Genomic DNA, 14971 nt, shown 5'->3' on the forward strand with positions numbered 1-14971 from the left:
ACATCGGTCCATGGGTCCATCCTGCATCGCCCGGAAGTCAGCCTCTGGTTCTACGCAACCCCTACGGGAGACCTACGGGAGAGCTAGGGGTCCAGGGTCCGCCCGCCCCCGTACGCACCGGGTCACCGCCGCCCAATATCCATTGGCGCCCTTAATAGGTGCTGACTACAATCGCGCGTCTGCCCTGCCTCCCGTCGAGGAGCGCCGCCGACCGGACGGAAACCGGCCGGCCCCGCCGTGCCCGCCCGTCGCGCGCACGCGCCCGCCGCAGTACGTCCCGCAGGACTCCCACCGGAGGCAACGCCGTGCCCTCGCCTGTCCCCGACTCTGTCCCCGACTCAGCCGCTCACCCGTCGCCCGGACCCTTGGAGCGCGAAAAGGCGCATCTCGCCGCCTCCCGCTCGGCCCTCCGCGCCATGCGCAAGGACGCGGAGGAGCTCAACATCGCGGACGTCACCGCGAACTGGGTCAACGCCGAGGTCCTCCAGGGCGAGATCGAAGCCCGTATCAAGGCGCTCGCCGACCTCTCCCACACCCCGCTGTTCTTCGGCCGCCTCGACTATCTGCACGCCCCGGGCAAGGGTGATGGTGGGCGACGGGAGGGCGAGAACTTCTACATCGGCCGCCGCCATGTCCACGACGCCGACGGCGACCCCATGGTCATCGACTGGCGCGCCCCCGTCTCCCAGCCGTTCTACCGGGCGTCCAAGAAGGACCCGATGGATCTGAAGCTGCGCCGCCGATTCGGTTACACCGGCGGCGAGTTGACGGCCTACGAGGACGAGCATCTCACCGACCCCGCGGAGGCGGAGCGCGCCAGTCAGCTCCTCCAGTCGGAGATCGAGCGGCCGCGCGTCGGCCCCATGCGGGACATCGTCGCCACCATCCAGCCCGAGCAGGACGAGATCGTGCGTGCCGGGATCGGCGGTTCGGTCTGCGTCCAGGGGGCGCCGGGCACCGGCAAGACGGCGGTCGGCCTGCACCGTGTCGCCTATCTCCTGTACGCCCACCGGGAGCGGCTGGCCCGTTCCGGCACCCTCGTCATCGGCCCGAACCGCTCCTTCCTGCACTACATCGAGCAGGTCCTGCCGGCCCTCGGCGAGCTGGAGGTCAAGCAGGCCACGGTCGATGACCTGGTGGGGCATGTGGAGGTACGCGGCACGGACGAGGCGGCCGCGGCGACGGTCAAGGGCGACGCCCGGATGGCGGAGGTGCTGCGGCGCGCCGTCCGCTCGGGCATCACCATGCCGCAGGAGCCCTGTGTGGTCGTCCGTGGCTCCCGCCGCTGGCGCGTACCGGCGTATGAACTCGAAGAGCTCGTACGGGAGTTGATGGACCGCGACATCCGCTACGGCGCGGCCCGCGACGCCCTGCCGCAGCGCATCGCGCACGCCGTCCTGGTGCGGATGGAGCAGGCGGGCGAGGCGCCGGACGACCGGGTGCAGGACGCGGTGGCCCGTAACGCCGCCGTGAAGGCCGCGGTCAAGGCGGTCTGGCCGCCGGTCGATCCGGCCAAGCTGGTGCTGCGCCTGCTGAGCGACGCCGATTTTCTGGCCGAGCAGGCGGCGGGCATCCTCACGCCCGAGGAGCAGAAGACGATCCTGTGGACCAGACCGGCCCGCAGTGTGAAGAGCGCCAAGTGGTCGTCCGCGGATGCGGTGCTGATCGATGAGGCGATGGACCTGGTGGAGCGCACCCCGTCACTGGGTCATGTGGTGCTCGACGAGGCGCAGGACCTCTCCCCGATGCAGTACCGGGCGGTGGGGCGCCGCTGTACGACGGGTTCCGCGACGATTCTGGGCGATATCGCTCAAGGGACCACCCCGTGGGCGACCGACACCTGGGAGGAGGCGCTGGCCCACCTGGGCAAGCCCGGGTCGGCCGTCGAGGAGCTGACCCAGGGCTTCCGGGTGCCGCGCGAGGTCATCGCGTATGCGTCCCGGTTGCTGCCGGCCATCGCTCCGGACCTGACGGAGGCCACCTCGATCCGCGAGTCCGCGGGCGACTTCGCGGTGCGCCGGGTCGCGACGGCCGGACTGGATACAGCCGTCCTCGCGGCGTGCGACGAGGCGCTGGCGAAGGAGGGGTCGATCGGCCTGATCGCTGCGGAGGCCCGTATTCCGGTGTTGCGGACGGCCCTCGAGGCGGCGGGCCTGAGCTGTCTGGCCCCGGGCGAGGAGACCTCCGCCGGGTCCCGTCTCACCCTGGTGCCCGCCACCCTGGCCAAGGGTCTGGAGTACGACCACGTGGTGCTGGACGAGCCCGCGGCGATCATCGACGGCGAGCCGGACGAACGGACCGGGCTGCGCCGGCTGTATGTGTGCCTGACGCGCCCGGTCTCCGGTCTGACGGTCGTTCATGCGGCGGAACTGCCGGAACAGCTGACGGCGGAAGCGGACGGGCGCTGAGCCGCCGGTCGGCGGGGCGGCACCCCTGATCCACCGGGCGGGCCCTAAACGCCCACCCCGTCCCGCACCCCGTCCAGCGCCTCCCGCCACTCCCGTACCGCCGCCGCGTCCACCGGGGCGGACCAGCCGGCGGGCCGGGCCGCGCCGCCGATGTGGAAGGCGTCCAGGCCCGCCGCCCGCAGCCGCGGCAGATGGCCGAGGGTCAGTCCGCCGCCCACCAGGATCCGCGGCGCGTACCCGGCCTCGCCCGCGGCCGTACGGGCCTGCTCGGCGACCAGCGTCCCCAGGCCCGCCTCGACGCCCTGTGCGGAGCCGGCCGTCAGGTAGGTGTCGGGCCCGGAGCCCCCGGGGAGCCCCGCCAGTTCCCGGCGCAGCGCGTCGCGGTCGGCGGCGTGGTCGATGGCCCGGTGGAAGGTCCAGCGGCAGCCGTCGATCGCCGCCGCCACGGCCCGTACGGCGTCGAGGTCGGGCCGTCCGTCCGGGGTCAGGAAGCCCAGGACGAACTCGTCCGCGCCCTCCGCCCGCAGCGCCGCCGCGTCCGCGCACAGTGCCGCGACATCCGCGGCGTCCCCGGCCGCGAACCCGTCGGCGGCCCGCAGCATCACCCGCAGCGGGATGTCGACGGCCGCCCGGATCGCCGCGAAGACGGCCCGCGGCGGGGTGAGCCCGTCGGCCGCCATGTCGGTGACCAGCTCCAGGCGGTCGGCTCCGCCGGCCTGGGCCGCGATCGCATCCTCCGGACCGAGCGCGATGACCTCCAGGAGCGCGCGCTTGCTCATATGACCCCAATCCAGCGGCAACAGGTCTAGTCCAATATCCAGCCTACGTCCTGGCCGGCCCTCCGGGGATCACATCGCCGCCGGACGCGCCCGGCAACCACCCGTACGCCGCCGCTCCGCACCCCTCCCCGAACCCGGCCCGAAACCCCTCATTCGTGCAGGTATGGATCACCCCGCACATGGGTAACACGCCTTTCCGATAAGGCTGTTGCGCCCGTGACCGATGAGTGTGGGGAGAGTCGGATGTCTGACCTGGCGACCGTGTCCGCCGAGATCGCTCCGTATCTCGCCCTGGCCGCGAACAGCCTGGGCACCGCCGTGATCACCGCCGCCCAGCAGCGGATCGCCGAGCGCACCGTGGCGGCCGGCGAGGGCTTCTTCCGCAGCCTGCTCCGCGGCGGCGGCACCCGCGCCCTCGGCGACGGCACTTCCCAGCCGCTCCTCGACACCCGCCGCGCGGACGCCCTCGACGAGCTGCTCGCGGGCCTCGACCACCGCGAGCGGCTGCTGCTGTCCACCGCGGTGACGGCGTGGCTGGACACCCCCGCCGACCGCCGCGACGGCCCCCACCTGCTGGAACACCTCTTCCAGCGGAACATCGTCCACAACAACGTCACCGCGAACGGCCAGGGCGGCATCGCGGCCGTCAACATCGGCACCATCAACCAGGGGGGCGGCAGCGGCACCCAGGACGGCTCATGACCGGCCCGGGGGGCACCCGCGACGGCGCCGTCCACAACAGCTCGACGGCGCACGGCGACCACCCCATCGCCGCCAACCACATCAAGAACGTGATCATCCGGTGGGTGATGCACCCCAACGCACGCTGGGTGCCGCTCCTGGTGGCCTGCACCGGCCTGGTGATCGCCGGGAGCACCTGGCCGGACGGACCCGCGAGCCAGTACACCCTGTGGGGCGCGCTCGCCGTGCTGTCGGTCGGCACGGCGGCCGCCCGCATGCTCAACCGGAGCCCGCGCGGCGCCCGGGTGGTCGGCGTCCTCTCCCTCGTCTCCGTCCTGGCAGCGGTCGGCGCCTGGCTGGCGTTCCAGAACGTCCGCACCCACGGAGAGATCGATGTCACCGGGCAGGTACACACCGAGGGCAGCCAGCCGCTGGACGACTCCGCACACCGCACCCTGACCCTCCGCCTGGACGCCGACGCCCTCAAGGAGCCGCGCAATTCCCTGCGGCTGACGCTGGCCATCGACGACCACGACCCGGCCGGCCCGACCTGCCTCCCGGACACCAGCGCCACGGTCTCGCTGCTCACCTCGGATGTCGCCGCCCAGACCGAGAGCCTGCGACCCGGTGGCACCGCCGACTTCGCCCTGGGCGCGCGGGCCGGCTCCGTACGGATCGATCTGCGGCTGCACACCGCCCGCGGCTGCCGGATGGACGTACGGGCGACCCGTGCCGTCCTGCATGACGGATGACCGGCGCGACCGACGGCGAACGAGAAGAACGAAGAACGGGGACCTCATGACCACCAGGCCGGAGAACACCGCACCCACAAGACGCACCGCCCGCCGCCGCGCCACGCTCCTGGCGGCGGTCCTCGCCCTCGGCGCCCTGACGGCGAGCGCCTGCGCCGACGACCAGCCGCCCTCCCTCTTCGCGGACGGCAAGGTCCTCGTCGGGACGAAGAACGACCAGCCCGGCACCGCCGTCGTGCGCAACTACAAGTTCTCCGGCTTCGACACCACCGTCGCCCGCCAGGTCCTCAAGGCGGTCGGCGCCAAGGCCGACTTCGGGATCGTGCCGTCCGAGGACCGCCGCGCCGTGCTCACCGACAAGACGAAGGACCTGGTCGTCGCGACGTACTCGATCACCGTCGACCGGATGAAGGCGCTGGACTTCGCGGGCCCGTACGCGACCACCTACCAGGGCCTCATGGTCCGCAGGAACGACAACCGGATCAAGAAGCCCGACGACGTCAACGGAAAGCGCGTCTGCACCTGGCCGGGGACCACCTCCGCCACCACCCTGGAGGGCCCGCAGTACGACCGGATCGCGGTCTACGAGCAGCCGGACGCGTCCACCTGCATCAACGACCTCAAGGTCAAGAAGACGGCCGACGCGGTCTCCACCGACCAGATGATCCTCTACGGCTTCACCCAGGAGAACCCGGATCTCAAGGTCGTCCCCGACATCACCTACGGCTCGGCCAACCAGTACGGCATCGCCATGGCCAAGGGCCACCGCCAGGACTGCCTGAAGCTGCGCGACGCCCTGCGGGAGTACATCGGCGACAACACCTGGAGCCAGGACTTCGCGACGTCCCTGCCCTCGATTCCGAAGGCCGACGCCACCTGGGAGACCGACTTCAAGCCGCGCATCGAGACCGTCGACTCCCTCTCCTGCCGCGACCGCCCCAGGACCTGACGCCTCCCGCGCGGCGGGCCGGGGGCTCAGGTGTAGATCGCCAACTCCCCCTCCGCCGCGCCCTCCAGCTCATACCGCGTACCGACCAGCGAACGTCCCGCATAGAGCCGGATCAGCGTCGGCACATCGCAGGTCAGCCGGGCCGGCGGACGTCCGTCGGCCGCGACGCCGAGTTCCAGTGTCCGGCCGCCGCCTCCATGGCCGCCGCCGTTGCCGTCGTCGCCGTCCAGGAGCTCGGCCCGCAGCAGCGGCGTACCGCGCTTCCCGGCCGACATCACCAGCAGTTCGAGCGCCGCCTCCGCGCCCTCCCCGGCGTACGCCCCGGGCACTCCGAAGGCGTCCCGTACATCGCCCGCGTGCACCCACTCCCCCAGCGCCACCCCGTCGAGCCGCCCGTCGCCGGCCGCGATGACCGGTCCGGCCTCGGTGAACCCGCGCTCCAGCTCGTCCAGCACCCGGGCCAGCGGCCAGCCGGCCCGCTCGGCGACATCGGCGGCGTTCGACGCGGGCGAGAACACCCCCGGCTCCAGGCGGCCTTCGACGATCCGGACCAGCGCCGCGCCGCAGTGCGCGAGCACATCGCGTACGGTCCACCCGGGACAGGCCGTCCGCAGCGCGAACCGCTCCTCGGGAGTGGCCCGGAGCAGCGGCATGAAGACGTCCCGCTCGGTCCGGAGCAGCCGGCCCGGCAGCTCGGCATCGCGGGAGCCCCTGGAATCTCCCGCTGCTGCCGACCCGCCCGTTGAGGAAACACCCGTTGAGGAAACGCCCGATTCGGCCACGACCCACCCCATGATCAGTGCGACGACGATACGGCGGCACCCTAATCGCCCCCTCCGCCACCCGCAGGCAATTCCCGGTCCCCGGAGGCAGAATGACTGCCATGAACCCCGAGTCCCGTAAGGCGTATCCCATCGCCCCGGCGGAGCTGGCCCGCCGCTGGGCCGACACCGTCGCCGAGGCCCGCGGCTCGCACACCACCGGGGGCCCCGATCCGGCCCCGTACGCGGACAACCTCCTCGCCCGCTGGGCCGAACCGCAACGCCGCTATCACACCGTCGCCCATCTGACCGCCGTCCTGGAGCGGATCGACGAACTGGCCGGGCACGCCGACGATCTGCCCGTCGTCCAGTTGGCGGCCTGGTTCCATGACGCGGTCTACCGCCCGGACCGCTCCGAGAACGAGGAACGCAGCGCCGCGCTTGCCGAGCGCGCCCTGCCCGAACTGGGCATCGGCGCGGCCCGTACGGCCGAGGTGGCCCGTCTGGTACGGCTCACAGTCACCCATGACCCGTCCCCGGACGATCCCGACGGCGAGGTGCTGTGCGACGCCGACCTGGCGGTGCTCGGGGGTTCCCCGGACGACTACGCGGCCTATGCCGCGGCCGTCCGCGAGGAGTACGCCTTCGTCCCCGACCCCGATTTCACCGCGGGCCGCGCCGCCGTGCTGCGTCAACTCCTCGCCCTGCCACGGCTGTTCCGGACCCCGTTGGCGTACGACCGGTGGGAACACACGGCGCGCCGGAATCTGGCGACGGAGCTGGAGCTGCTGACCGGGTGACGGGCCGCGGGGGCGCGGTGCGTCGCGCCCCCGCACTCCCGGCGGCCCCCTCCTCCCCGGCACCGGAAAATTCGCGGGCGAAAACGGGAATGTCAGGCGTCCTACCGCTGTTAGTACCTGTCATGCCAGCCCGATCCGAACGCACCGAGCTCACCGAAAACCCCGAACGCACCGGCCCCGCCGCACCCGCCGAAGGTGCCCGCATGCCCATCGCCGTCTACGTCCTGGGCCTGTCCGTATTCGCCCTGGGCACGTCGGAATTCATGCTCTCCGGCATCCTCCAGCCCCTTGCCCGCGATCTGGACGTCTCCATTCCGCAGGCCGGACTGCTGGTCTCCGCGTTCGCGATCGGCATGGTGGTCGGCGCCCCCGTCCTCGCCGCGGCGACGCTGCGGCTGCCGCGCCGTACGACCCTGATAGCCCTGCTCGGCCTGTTCGGCCTGGGCCAGGTGGCCGGCGCGGTGGCGCCGACCTACGGCGTGCTGTTCGCCTCGCGCGTGGTGAGCGCGCTGGCCTGCGCCGGTTTCTGGGCGGTCGGGGCGGCGGTCGCCGTCTCGCTGGTGCCGGTCACCGCACGTGCCCGTGCGATGGCCGTGATGGTCGGCGGGCTGAGCATCGCCAATATCGCGGGCGTCCCGGCGGGTGCGCTGCTCGGCCAGCACGCCGGCTGGCGTTCGGCCTTCTGGGCGGTGGCGGCGCTGGCCGCGATCGGTCTGCTCGGGGTGATCGCACTGGTGCCGCGGGTGCCCGTGCCCACCGGGGACGAGCGTCCGCAGCTGCGCCGTGAGCTCGCGATCTACAAGGACAAGCAGGTCTGGCTCGCGCTGACCGCCACGGCCCTGAACGGCGCGGCCGTCTTCGCGCTCTTCTCGTACCTCTCGCCGCTGCTGACCGACACCGCCGGGCTCGCCGAGAGCTGGGTTCCGACGGTGCTCGCCCTCTTCGGTGTCGGCGCGCTGATCGGTACGTTCATCGGCGGCCGGATCGCCGACGCCCACCTCTTCGGCACGCTGTTCGTCGGGATCTCCGCCTCCACGTCCGTACTGGCCCTCCTGGCGCTGACCGCCCACAGCCCGATCGCCGCGGTGGCCCTCTCCCTGATGCTCGGCGTGACGGCCTTCACCACGGCCCCGGCGCTCAACGCCCGGATGTTCAATGTGGCCAACGCCGCGCCGACGCTCGCGGGCGCGACCACCACGGCGGCCTTCAACATCGGCAACACCCTCGGGCCCTGGCTGGGCGGACTGGCCATCGGTGCCCACTGGGGCTATCCGTCGGTGGCCTGGACGGGCGCGGCGCTGGCCGCCGGGGCCGTCGTCGTGACGGCCGTCGCCTTCCGGCTGCACCGCTCGGCCGACCACCGCTCCACGCTCGTCGCCTCCTCGGCGGGCGTCGCCCCCACCCTGGAGAAGGCGGCCGCCGAGCAGCACTGAGGCAGGCGGGGCGGGCCCGGCGCCCGCCCCGCTTCACCTCACGCGCCGCCGTCGAACCGCCAGCGCGTCTGGCTGTACGTCTCGCCCCGCCCGAAGCCGAACGCCGTGACCGGCTCGACCCGGAACACGACGGCCCGGTGGCCCTCCCGGTGGAACGCACCGTCGCGGACCTCGAACCGCCAGTCATCGCCGTACTTCTCGACGAAGAGATCGGCCAGCCCGACCAGCGTCGTCTCGTCCTCGACCCGCACCGCATCGCCCTCGACCACCACGTCCAGGCCGGCATGCAGATCGTTGCCGCCGGCCGTCGACGTCGTGAGCACACAGTGCGGGGCGGCCGCGAGATTCCTGGCCTTGCGCTCCTCGGCCCCGGTCGCGAAATGGAGCGCGCCGTCCGCCCACACCGCCAGCAGCGGAGTGACGTGCGGGCGGCCGTCAGGCCGGACGGTGGACAGCCAGAAGATCTCCGCCTCGGTCATGCCGCCGACCGCCGCCGTCCATGCCGTGGCCGTGGCGCCCGCGCTGCTGTAGTCCGGGTGAAGCTCGGTGACCGGCTCCCTGGCTGCCATGGCTGACTCCTCTTCCGTTCGCTTTCCGCTCGCTACGGAACGTCTTTCCCCTCGCTACGTGTTTCGCCTCGCTACGGAACGTCTCTCGCCTCGTTACGGAACATCCCGGACGCCCGGCGCCGCCCGGTTCTTGGGCCTGCGCAGGCCCGCCGCCGTCAGCCGGCGCAGCAGTTCCTTGCAGCCGACCTCCACCGCCCCGGCCCGTACCGCGTCGGCGTACCGCTCCGCGGGCAGGTCGTAGTGGTCACGCTCGAACGCCCGCGGCGGCGCGCCTATCGCGGCCGCGAACGCATGCAGTTCGTCGAACGAGGTGTCGCTGACCAGGTGGGACCACATCCGGCCGTGCCCCGGCCAGGTGGGCGGATCGATATAGACCGCCACCTCAGGTCTCCATGGGGGCGCGCAGTCTGCCGACGCGCGCCACCGCAACCGCCGTCTTGGGGCAGACCCAGTGCGGATCGGGCCCCAATTCCGGCTCGACATCAAGGGCATGAGGATCGCCGGACGTGGTGCACACGGGGCACAGCGGCCAGCGGCCGTACCGCTCGAGCAGGGCGTCCTGCACATCCTGGGCTATCAGTCCGGCGACGAACTCCGCGCCCTCAGGCCACTGCTCCACCCACCAGCGGCGATGGGCGACCGCGTCCTCGACGAGCGAGACGATGTCGGCGTCGGCGACGTCGTCCGCGACCAGGTCGGCGAGCACCAGCGCCCGCGCGGCATGCAATGCCTGTTCCAGCTCCATGCCGTCCATTGTCGCGCGGACGGCCGGACCGGACCGCCCGCCCGGGGCACTCGTCGTCCACAGGGCCGGCCGGGCCGCTGTCCACAGCCCGGTCCGTGCCACGCGACTTTTCCACAACCCGCACGGCGAACGTTGACGCGGCACCCGGATGAAATTACTTTTCACACGTGAGCAGCAGCGTGAAGGAAACTTTCAAGAGCGCGGCCGGGGAGGCCGCGAAGGACATGGCCGTCGAGACCCGACCGGCCCCGACTCCCCCCGCCCCCGCGGCCCTGGCCGCCAAGGTCCGCGCCCTCGGCCCGACCATGACCCGCTCCATGCAGCGGGTCGCGGAAGCGGTCGCGGGCGACCCCGCCGGCTGCGCCGCCCTCACCGTCACCGGCCTCGCCGAGCGCACCGGCACCAGCGAGGCCACCGTCGTGCGCACGTCCCGTCTGCTCGGCTACCCCGGCTATCGCGACCTGCGCCTCGCCCTGGCCGCGCTCGCCGCGCAGCAGGCGGCCGGCGGCGCCCCCGCCGTGACCGCGGACATAGCGGTCGACGATTCCCTTGTCGACGTCGTCGCCAAGCTCGCGCAGGAGGAACAGCAGTGTCTGGCCGACACCGCCGCCGGGCTCGATGTCGGCCAGCTCGATGCAGCCGTCGCCGCGCTCTGCGGAGCCCGCCGCATCGATGTGTACGGCATCGGGGCCTCCAGTCTCGTCGGCCAGGACCTCGTGCAGAAGCTGTTGCGCATCGGCCTGATCGCGCAGGCGCACTCCGACCCGCATCTCGCCGTGACGAACGCCGTGCAGATGCGTACCGGCGATGTCGCCATCGCGATCACCCACTCCGGCCGGACCACCGATGTCATAGAGCCGCTGCGGGTGGCGTTCGACAACGGCGCGACGACCATCGCGGTCACCGGCCGCCCCGACGGCGAGGTCGCCGCGTACGCCGACCACATCCTGACCACCTCCACGGCCCGCGAGAGCGAGCTGCGGCCGGCCGCGATGTCGTCCCGGACGAGTCAACTCCTCGTGGTGGACTGCCTGTTCATAGGCGTCGCCCAGCGTACGTACGAGACCGCCGCGCCCGCGCTGTCCGCCTCCTACGAGGCTCTCGCCCACCGTCACCAGCCCTGACCTTCCGACCAGCCCCCGCTGCGGGCACGATCCCGCCCCCGGAAAGAGCCGTCACGTCATGACCTCCTCCACCGCCGACCACACCGGCCTGCGCGCCGAGCTGGACGCCCTCACCACCGAGGCGTTCCGCCCCGAGTTCGCCGATATCGACCGCCGCTCCACCCTCGACATCGCCCGCACGATGAACGGCGAGGACGCCGCCGTCCCCGCCGCCGTCGCCGCACAGCTCCCCCGGATCGCCGCCGCCATCGACGCCACGGCGGAGCGGATGGCGCGCGGCGGCCGGCTGGTCTATGCCGGTGCCGGCACGGCGGGGCGGCTCGGCGTGCTGGACGCCAGCGAATGCCCGCCGACGTTCAACACCGATCCCGCCGAGGTCCTCGGGCTGATCGCGGGCGGCCCGCCCGCGATGGTCACCGCCGTCGAGGGCGCCGAGGACAGCAAGGACCTCGCCGCCGAGGATCTGACCGCGATCCGCCTGACCGGCCAGGACACCGTCGTCGGCATCTCCGCCTCCGGCCGCACCCCGTACGCCATAGGGGCCGTCGAGCACGCCCGCGCCCTCGGCGCGCTCACCATCGGCCTGTCCTGCAACGCCGGCTCCGCGCTGGCCGCGGCCGCCGAACACGGCATCGAGGTCGTCGTGGGCCCCGAGCTGCTGACCGGATCCACCCGGCTCAAGGCCGGTACGGCCCAGAAGCTCGTGCTCAACATGCTCTCGACCATCACCATGATCCGTCTGGGCAAGACCTACGGAAATCTGATGGTCGACGTCCGCGCCACCAACGACAAGCTGCGGGCCCGCTCGCGCCGGATCGTCGCGCTGGCCACCGGCGCCGCGGAGCCGGAGATCGAGGCCGCTCTCGCCGCGACGAACGGCGAGGTCAAGAACGCCATCCTGACCCTCCTCGGCAAGGTCGACGGCCCGACCGCGGCCCTCCTTCTCGAAAAGTCCCACGGCCACCTCCGCGACGCCCTCGAGGCCGCCGGGAACCACTGACCGCGCGCGAGGCCCCTCGCCGTCGTCCGCACAGCAAGGCATCCCCTATGCCCGAAGAACCTCCGATGACCGAAGGCAAGAACCGCGACACGAACCCCGACTCAAACCCCCGCTCGAATCCCCACACGAACCCCGGCACGAACCCCGGCACGAGCCCCGGCACGAGCCCCGGCACGAGCCCGGACAAGAACCGCGCTCTCGCCGCCGCGATCCTTCCGCTGGTCGGCGGCGCCGGGAACGTCACGTCCATCGCCCACTGCATGACCCGGCTCCGCCTCGGCATCCAGGACCGTTCGCTGGTCCAGGACCAAGCCCTCAAGGCCGTGCCCGGCGTGATGGGTGTGGTCGAGGACGACACCTACCAGGTCGTCCTGGGTCCCGGGACGGTCGCCCGGGTCACCCCCGAGTTCGAGCGCCTCGTCGAGGAGACCAGGCGCCGGGCGGCAGGCCCGTCCGCCCCCGCCGCTTCCACCGCTGCCACCTCCGGCGCCGGCCTCGCCGCCCAGGGGGCCGCCCTCAAAGCCCGTCAACGGGCCAAGAACGCCACCCCGTTCAAACTCTTCCTCCGCCGGATCGCCGATATCTTCGTCCCGCTGATCCCGGCCCTGATCGGCTGCGGCATCGTCGCAGGCCTCAACGGCATGCTCACCAACCTCGGCTGGGCGCCCTCGGTCGTCCCGGCCCTGACCGCCGTCGCCGCCGGCTTCATGTCCCTGATCGCCGTCTTCGTCGGCTACAACACCGCCAAGGGATTCGGCGGCACCCCGGTCCTCGGCGGCGCGGTCGCCGCGGTCATCGTCTTCCCGGGCATCGCCCACATCACCGCCTTCGGCCGGCAGCTCTCCCCAGGACAGGGAGGCGTTCTCGGCGCGCTGGCCGCCGCCCTCCTCGCCGTCCAGGTGGAAAAACACTGCCGGAGGCTGGTGCCCGCCGCCCTGGACGTCCTCCTCACCCCCACCCTCACCGTCCTGCTCACCGGCCTGGTCACCGTCTACGGCCTGATGTACGCCGCCGGGGAGGTCTCCGCCGCCATCGGCGTCTTCGCCAACGGGCTGCTCGCCCACGGCGGCGCGGTCGCCGGATTCCTCCTGGGCGGCCTCTTCCTCCCCCTGGTCATGCTGGGCCTCCACCAGGCCCTCATCCCCATCCACACCACCCTCATCGAGCAGCAGGGCTACACCGTTCTGCTCCCCATCCTGGCCATGGCCGGTGCGGGCCAGGTGGGCGCCGCGATCGCCGTCTATCTCCGCCTCCCCCGCAACGGCCCGATCCGGGCGACCGTCAGATCCGCCCTCCCCGCGGGCTTCCTGGGCGTCGGCGAACCCCTCATCTACGGCGTATCGCTCCCCCTCGGCCGCCCCTTCATCACCGCCTGTCTCGGCGGCGCCTTCGGCGGCGGTTTCGTCGGCCTGTTCAACCAACTCGGCGACACCGTCGGATCCACCGCCATCGGCCCGTCCGGCTGGGCCCTCTTCCCCCTGGTCAAGGGCAACCAGGGCATCGGCGTCACACTCGCCGTCTACGCCCTGGGCCTGGTGGTCGGCTATGTCACCGGCTTCCTGGCCACCTATCTCTTCGGCTTCAGCAGGCAGATGCTCACCGAGCTGAACGCCACCGCCGACGACACCGCGCCCCTCGTCTCCCCCGCGCCGTTCACCGCCGCCACCCCCGACGACACACCCCCGGACAAGGAGTCGGTCACCGCCTGACACTCACATCCCGTGCGTGCCCGGCCGGCTGTACCGGAGCGGTGGCCGGTACGGAACCGGCGGCCGGTACGCCATCGGTGCGCCGGGCCGGGCGCCGGCGCACCGTCACCGCCACCAGCGTCAGCGCCACAAGGTTCAGCGCTACCGAGACGAGCGGGAACCAGCGGCTACCGAGGACGGTCAGGGCGAGGCTGCCCACACCGCCCGCCGTGGCCACCCCCAGGTAGAGGGCACTGCTGTTGAGGGAGATCAGCAGGGGCGCATTGGGCGGATCGAGGGACACCAGCCGGTGCGGCAGCGCCACCGCGACGGCCCACCCGGCGACCGGTGCGACCGCGGCGTAGACGAGCGTGCCCGGCATCGTCGCCGAGGCCCAGGGCAGCGCGAGGGCGGCCGCCGCGGCCAGCCCGCCACCGCTGAGCAGAACGGTCCGCACGCCCAGCCGGTCGACCGCCCGGCCGCCCAGCCAGTTGCCGGCAATCGAGGAAACGCCGGAGACCAGCATGACCAGGCTCAGCCGGCCCGCGTCGCCTCCGGTGGCGGGGCGCACCGCGATGCCCAGATAGATGTAGACGACGTTGACGGCCAGGAAGAACACCAAGGTGGTGAGCGCGGCGACCACGACGCTCCGGTTGCGCAGCGGGGCGAGGCGGGCGCGCAGGCCGGGCGCGGCTTCCGGGGCCGGCAGTTCGCGGAGCAGCAGGGAGATACCGAGGAACGCCGCGGCTCCCAGGGCGACCACCAGCCACATCGTCAGCCGCCAGTCCGTACGCCCGATGTAGGTGCCCAGGGGCACGCCGAGCGCGGTGGCCACCGTCATGCCGCCGAGGACGGTGGCCAGCGCACGGCCGCGCCGCTCGGGCGGTACGAGGGTGGTGGCCACGGCGTTGGCGGTCGGGCCGTAGAGCGCGGCACCGGCCGCGGCCAGGACCCGAGTGGCCAGCAGGACTGGGTAGTTGGGTGCCACGGCGCTCAGCGCGTTGGCGACGGTGAAGACGGTGAGCGCGGTCAGCAGCAGCCGCCGGCGCGGCCAGCGGGCGGCGGCGGTCGCGAGCACCGGGGCGAGCACCGCGTAGGACAGGGCGAAGACGGTGACCATCTGGCCGGCCGCCGGTACGGAGATGTCCAGGTCGCGGGCGATCAGGCCGAGGATGCCGGCCATCACCATCGAGTCGGTGCCGACGGCGAAGCTGCCGAGGGCGAGCAGGAGCAGGCGGAGACGCACGGGTGTCCTTCCCATGGGCCACAACGGCACACGTAA

At 72.5% G+C, this 14971-nt stretch carries 15 protein-coding genes; 9 read left to right on the forward strand and 6 right to left on the reverse strand.

Annotation, left to right across the window (positions count from 1 at the left end; all coding sequences use genetic code 11):
- The first annotated feature begins 305 nt into the window (after positions 1–305).
- A complete protein-coding gene (locus ADL29_RS04695) occupies positions 306–2408 on the forward strand; it encodes a HelD family protein (protein ID WP_053922479.1) in 2103 nt (700 codons plus the stop codon).
- A 44-nt stretch (positions 2409–2452) separates the two neighbouring features.
- Here the strand turns inward: ADL29_RS04695 and ADL29_RS04700 are convergent, their stop codons facing one another.
- Positions 2453–3187 (reverse strand): copper homeostasis protein CutC, encoded by a 735-nt coding sequence (locus tag ADL29_RS04700; protein WP_053922480.1) that lies wholly within the window; start codon positions 3185–3187, stop codon positions 2453–2455.
- 243 nt (positions 3188–3430) lie between these two features.
- On the opposite strand from ADL29_RS04700, the gene ADL29_RS04705 reads away from it, so the two are divergent.
- The 3 genes from ADL29_RS04705 to ADL29_RS04715 are packed head-to-tail and all read left to right on the forward strand — an operon-like array spanning position 3431 to position 5569.
- Positions 3431–3889 carry a hypothetical protein gene (locus tag ADL29_RS04705; protein ID WP_053922481.1) on the forward strand — a complete coding sequence of 153 codons (459 nt, stop codon included), beginning with the start codon at positions 3431–3433 and terminating at the stop codon, positions 3887–3889.
- Complete coding sequence (locus ADL29_RS43325; protein ID WP_053922482.1) at positions 3886–4620, forward strand: hypothetical protein; 735 nt, start codon at positions 3886–3888, stop codon at positions 4618–4620. The genes ADL29_RS04705 and ADL29_RS43325 overlap by 4 nt, the downstream gene beginning before the upstream one ends.
- A 46-nt stretch (positions 4621–4666) precedes the next feature.
- On the forward strand, positions 4667–5569 hold the full coding sequence (locus tag ADL29_RS04715; RefSeq protein ID WP_157878390.1) for a transporter substrate-binding domain-containing protein: 903 nt from the start codon (positions 4667–4669) through the stop codon (positions 5567–5569).
- Between the two features lie 26 nt (positions 5570–5595).
- On the opposite strand, the gene ADL29_RS04720 is transcribed toward ADL29_RS04715, so the two are convergent.
- Entirely contained in the window at positions 5596–6222 is a 627-nt protein-coding gene (locus ADL29_RS04720; RefSeq protein WP_245689142.1) for a maleylpyruvate isomerase family mycothiol-dependent enzyme, read from the reverse strand.
- Positions 6223–6452: 230 nt separating this feature from the next.
- Here ADL29_RS04720 and ADL29_RS04725 point away from each other — a divergent pair, with 230 nt between their 5' ends.
- The gene (locus tag ADL29_RS04725) at positions 6453–7130 is read left to right on the forward strand and encodes an HD domain-containing protein (RefSeq protein WP_053922483.1); all 678 of its coding nucleotides are present in this window, start codon (positions 6453–6455) and stop codon (positions 7128–7130) included.
- A gap of 203 nt (positions 7131–7333) precedes the next feature.
- Positions 7334–8563 carry a Cmx/CmrA family chloramphenicol efflux MFS transporter gene (locus tag ADL29_RS04730; RefSeq protein WP_046930883.1) on the forward strand — a complete coding sequence of 410 codons (1230 nt, stop codon included), beginning with the start codon at positions 7334–7336 and terminating at the stop codon, positions 8561–8563.
- A 38-nt stretch (positions 8564–8601) separates the two neighbouring features.
- Here the strand turns inward: ADL29_RS04730 and ADL29_RS04735 are convergent, their stop codons facing one another.
- The 3 genes from ADL29_RS04735 to ADL29_RS04745 form a co-directional block, all read right to left on the reverse strand.
- On the reverse strand, positions 8602–9132 hold the full coding sequence (locus ADL29_RS04735; RefSeq protein ID WP_053922484.1) for a pyridoxamine 5'-phosphate oxidase family protein: 531 nt from the start codon (positions 9130–9132) through the stop codon (positions 8602–8604).
- A 93-nt stretch (positions 9133–9225) separates the two neighbouring features.
- Positions 9226–9513 carry a DUF4031 domain-containing protein gene (locus tag ADL29_RS04740; RefSeq protein WP_053922485.1) on the reverse strand — a complete coding sequence of 96 codons (288 nt, stop codon included), beginning with the start codon at positions 9511–9513 and terminating at the stop codon, positions 9226–9228.
- 1 nt (position 9514) lies between these two features.
- On the reverse strand, positions 9515–9877 hold the full coding sequence (locus ADL29_RS04745; RefSeq protein WP_425424198.1) for a hypothetical protein: 363 nt from the start codon (positions 9875–9877) through the stop codon (positions 9515–9517).
- Positions 9878–10101: 224 nt separating this feature from the next.
- On the opposite strand from ADL29_RS04745, the gene ADL29_RS04750 reads away from it, so the two are divergent.
- The 3 genes from ADL29_RS04750 (at position 10102) to ADL29_RS04760 (ending at position 13710) form a co-directional block, all read left to right on the forward strand.
- Entirely contained in the window at positions 10102–11001 is a 900-nt protein-coding gene (locus ADL29_RS04750) for a MurR/RpiR family transcriptional regulator (protein ID WP_211274251.1), read from the forward strand.
- Positions 11002–11059: 58 nt separating this feature from the next.
- On the forward strand, positions 11060–12001 hold the full coding sequence (murQ, locus tag ADL29_RS04755; RefSeq protein WP_053922487.1) for an N-acetylmuramic acid 6-phosphate etherase: 942 nt from the start codon (positions 11060–11062) through the stop codon (positions 11999–12001).
- Between the two features lie 65 nt (positions 12002–12066).
- Positions 12067–13710, forward strand: a complete 1644-nt coding sequence (locus ADL29_RS04760; RefSeq protein ID WP_078970741.1) for a PTS transporter subunit EIIC — start codon at positions 12067–12069, stop codon at positions 13708–13710.
- On the opposite strand, the gene ADL29_RS04765 is transcribed toward ADL29_RS04760, so the two are convergent.
- Entirely contained in the window at positions 13700–14935 is a 1236-nt protein-coding gene (locus tag ADL29_RS04765) for an MFS transporter (RefSeq protein WP_078970742.1), read from the reverse strand. The genes ADL29_RS04760 and ADL29_RS04765 overlap by 11 nt on opposite strands.
- Positions 14936–14971 lie beyond the last annotated feature (36 nt).

The sequence above is a fragment of the Streptomyces chattanoogensis genome, assembly GCF_001294335.1.
Taxonomy (GTDB): Bacteria; Actinomycetota; Actinomycetes; order Streptomycetales; family Streptomycetaceae; genus Streptomyces; species Streptomyces chattanoogensis.

Bases quoted from the DNA above. Each gene is read 5' to 3' on its own strand.
- ADL29_RS43325 (WP_053922482.1), top strand. From the start codon at position 3,886: ATGACCGGCCCGGGGGGCACCCGCGACGGCGCCGTCCACAACAGCTCG.
- ADL29_RS04705 (WP_053922481.1), top strand. From the start codon at position 3,431: ATGTCTGACCTGGCGACCGTGTCCGCCGAGATCGCTCCGTATCTCGCC.
- ADL29_RS04760 (WP_078970741.1), top strand. From the start codon at position 12,067: ATGACCGAAGGCAAGAACCGCGACACGAACCCCGACTCAAACCCCCGC.
- ADL29_RS04700 (WP_053922480.1), bottom strand. From the start codon at position 3,187: ATGAGCAAGCGCGCGCTCCTGGAGGTCATCGCGCTCGGTCCGGAGGAT.
- ADL29_RS04725 (WP_053922483.1), top strand. From the start codon at position 6,453: ATGAACCCCGAGTCCCGTAAGGCGTATCCCATCGCCCCGGCGGAGCTG.
- ADL29_RS04750 (WP_211274251.1), top strand. From the start codon at position 10,102: ATGGCCGTCGAGACCCGACCGGCCCCGACTCCCCCCGCCCCCGCGGCC.
- ADL29_RS04745 (WP_425424198.1), bottom strand. From the start codon at position 9,877: ATGGAGCTGGAACAGGCATTGCATGCCGCGCGGGCGCTGGTGCTCGCC.
- ADL29_RS04720 (WP_245689142.1), bottom strand. From the start codon at position 6,222: ATGCCGCTGCTCCGGGCCACTCCCGAGGAGCGGTTCGCGCTGCGGACG.
- ADL29_RS04730 (WP_046930883.1), top strand. From the start codon at position 7,334: ATGCCCATCGCCGTCTACGTCCTGGGCCTGTCCGTATTCGCCCTGGGC.
- ADL29_RS04735 (WP_053922484.1), bottom strand. From the start codon at position 9,132: ATGGCAGCCAGGGAGCCGGTCACCGAGCTTCACCCGGACTACAGCAGC.
- murQ (WP_053922487.1), top strand. From the start codon at position 11,060: ATGACCTCCTCCACCGCCGACCACACCGGCCTGCGCGCCGAGCTGGAC.
- ADL29_RS04715 (WP_157878390.1), top strand. From the start codon at position 4,667: ATGACCACCAGGCCGGAGAACACCGCACCCACAAGACGCACCGCCCGC.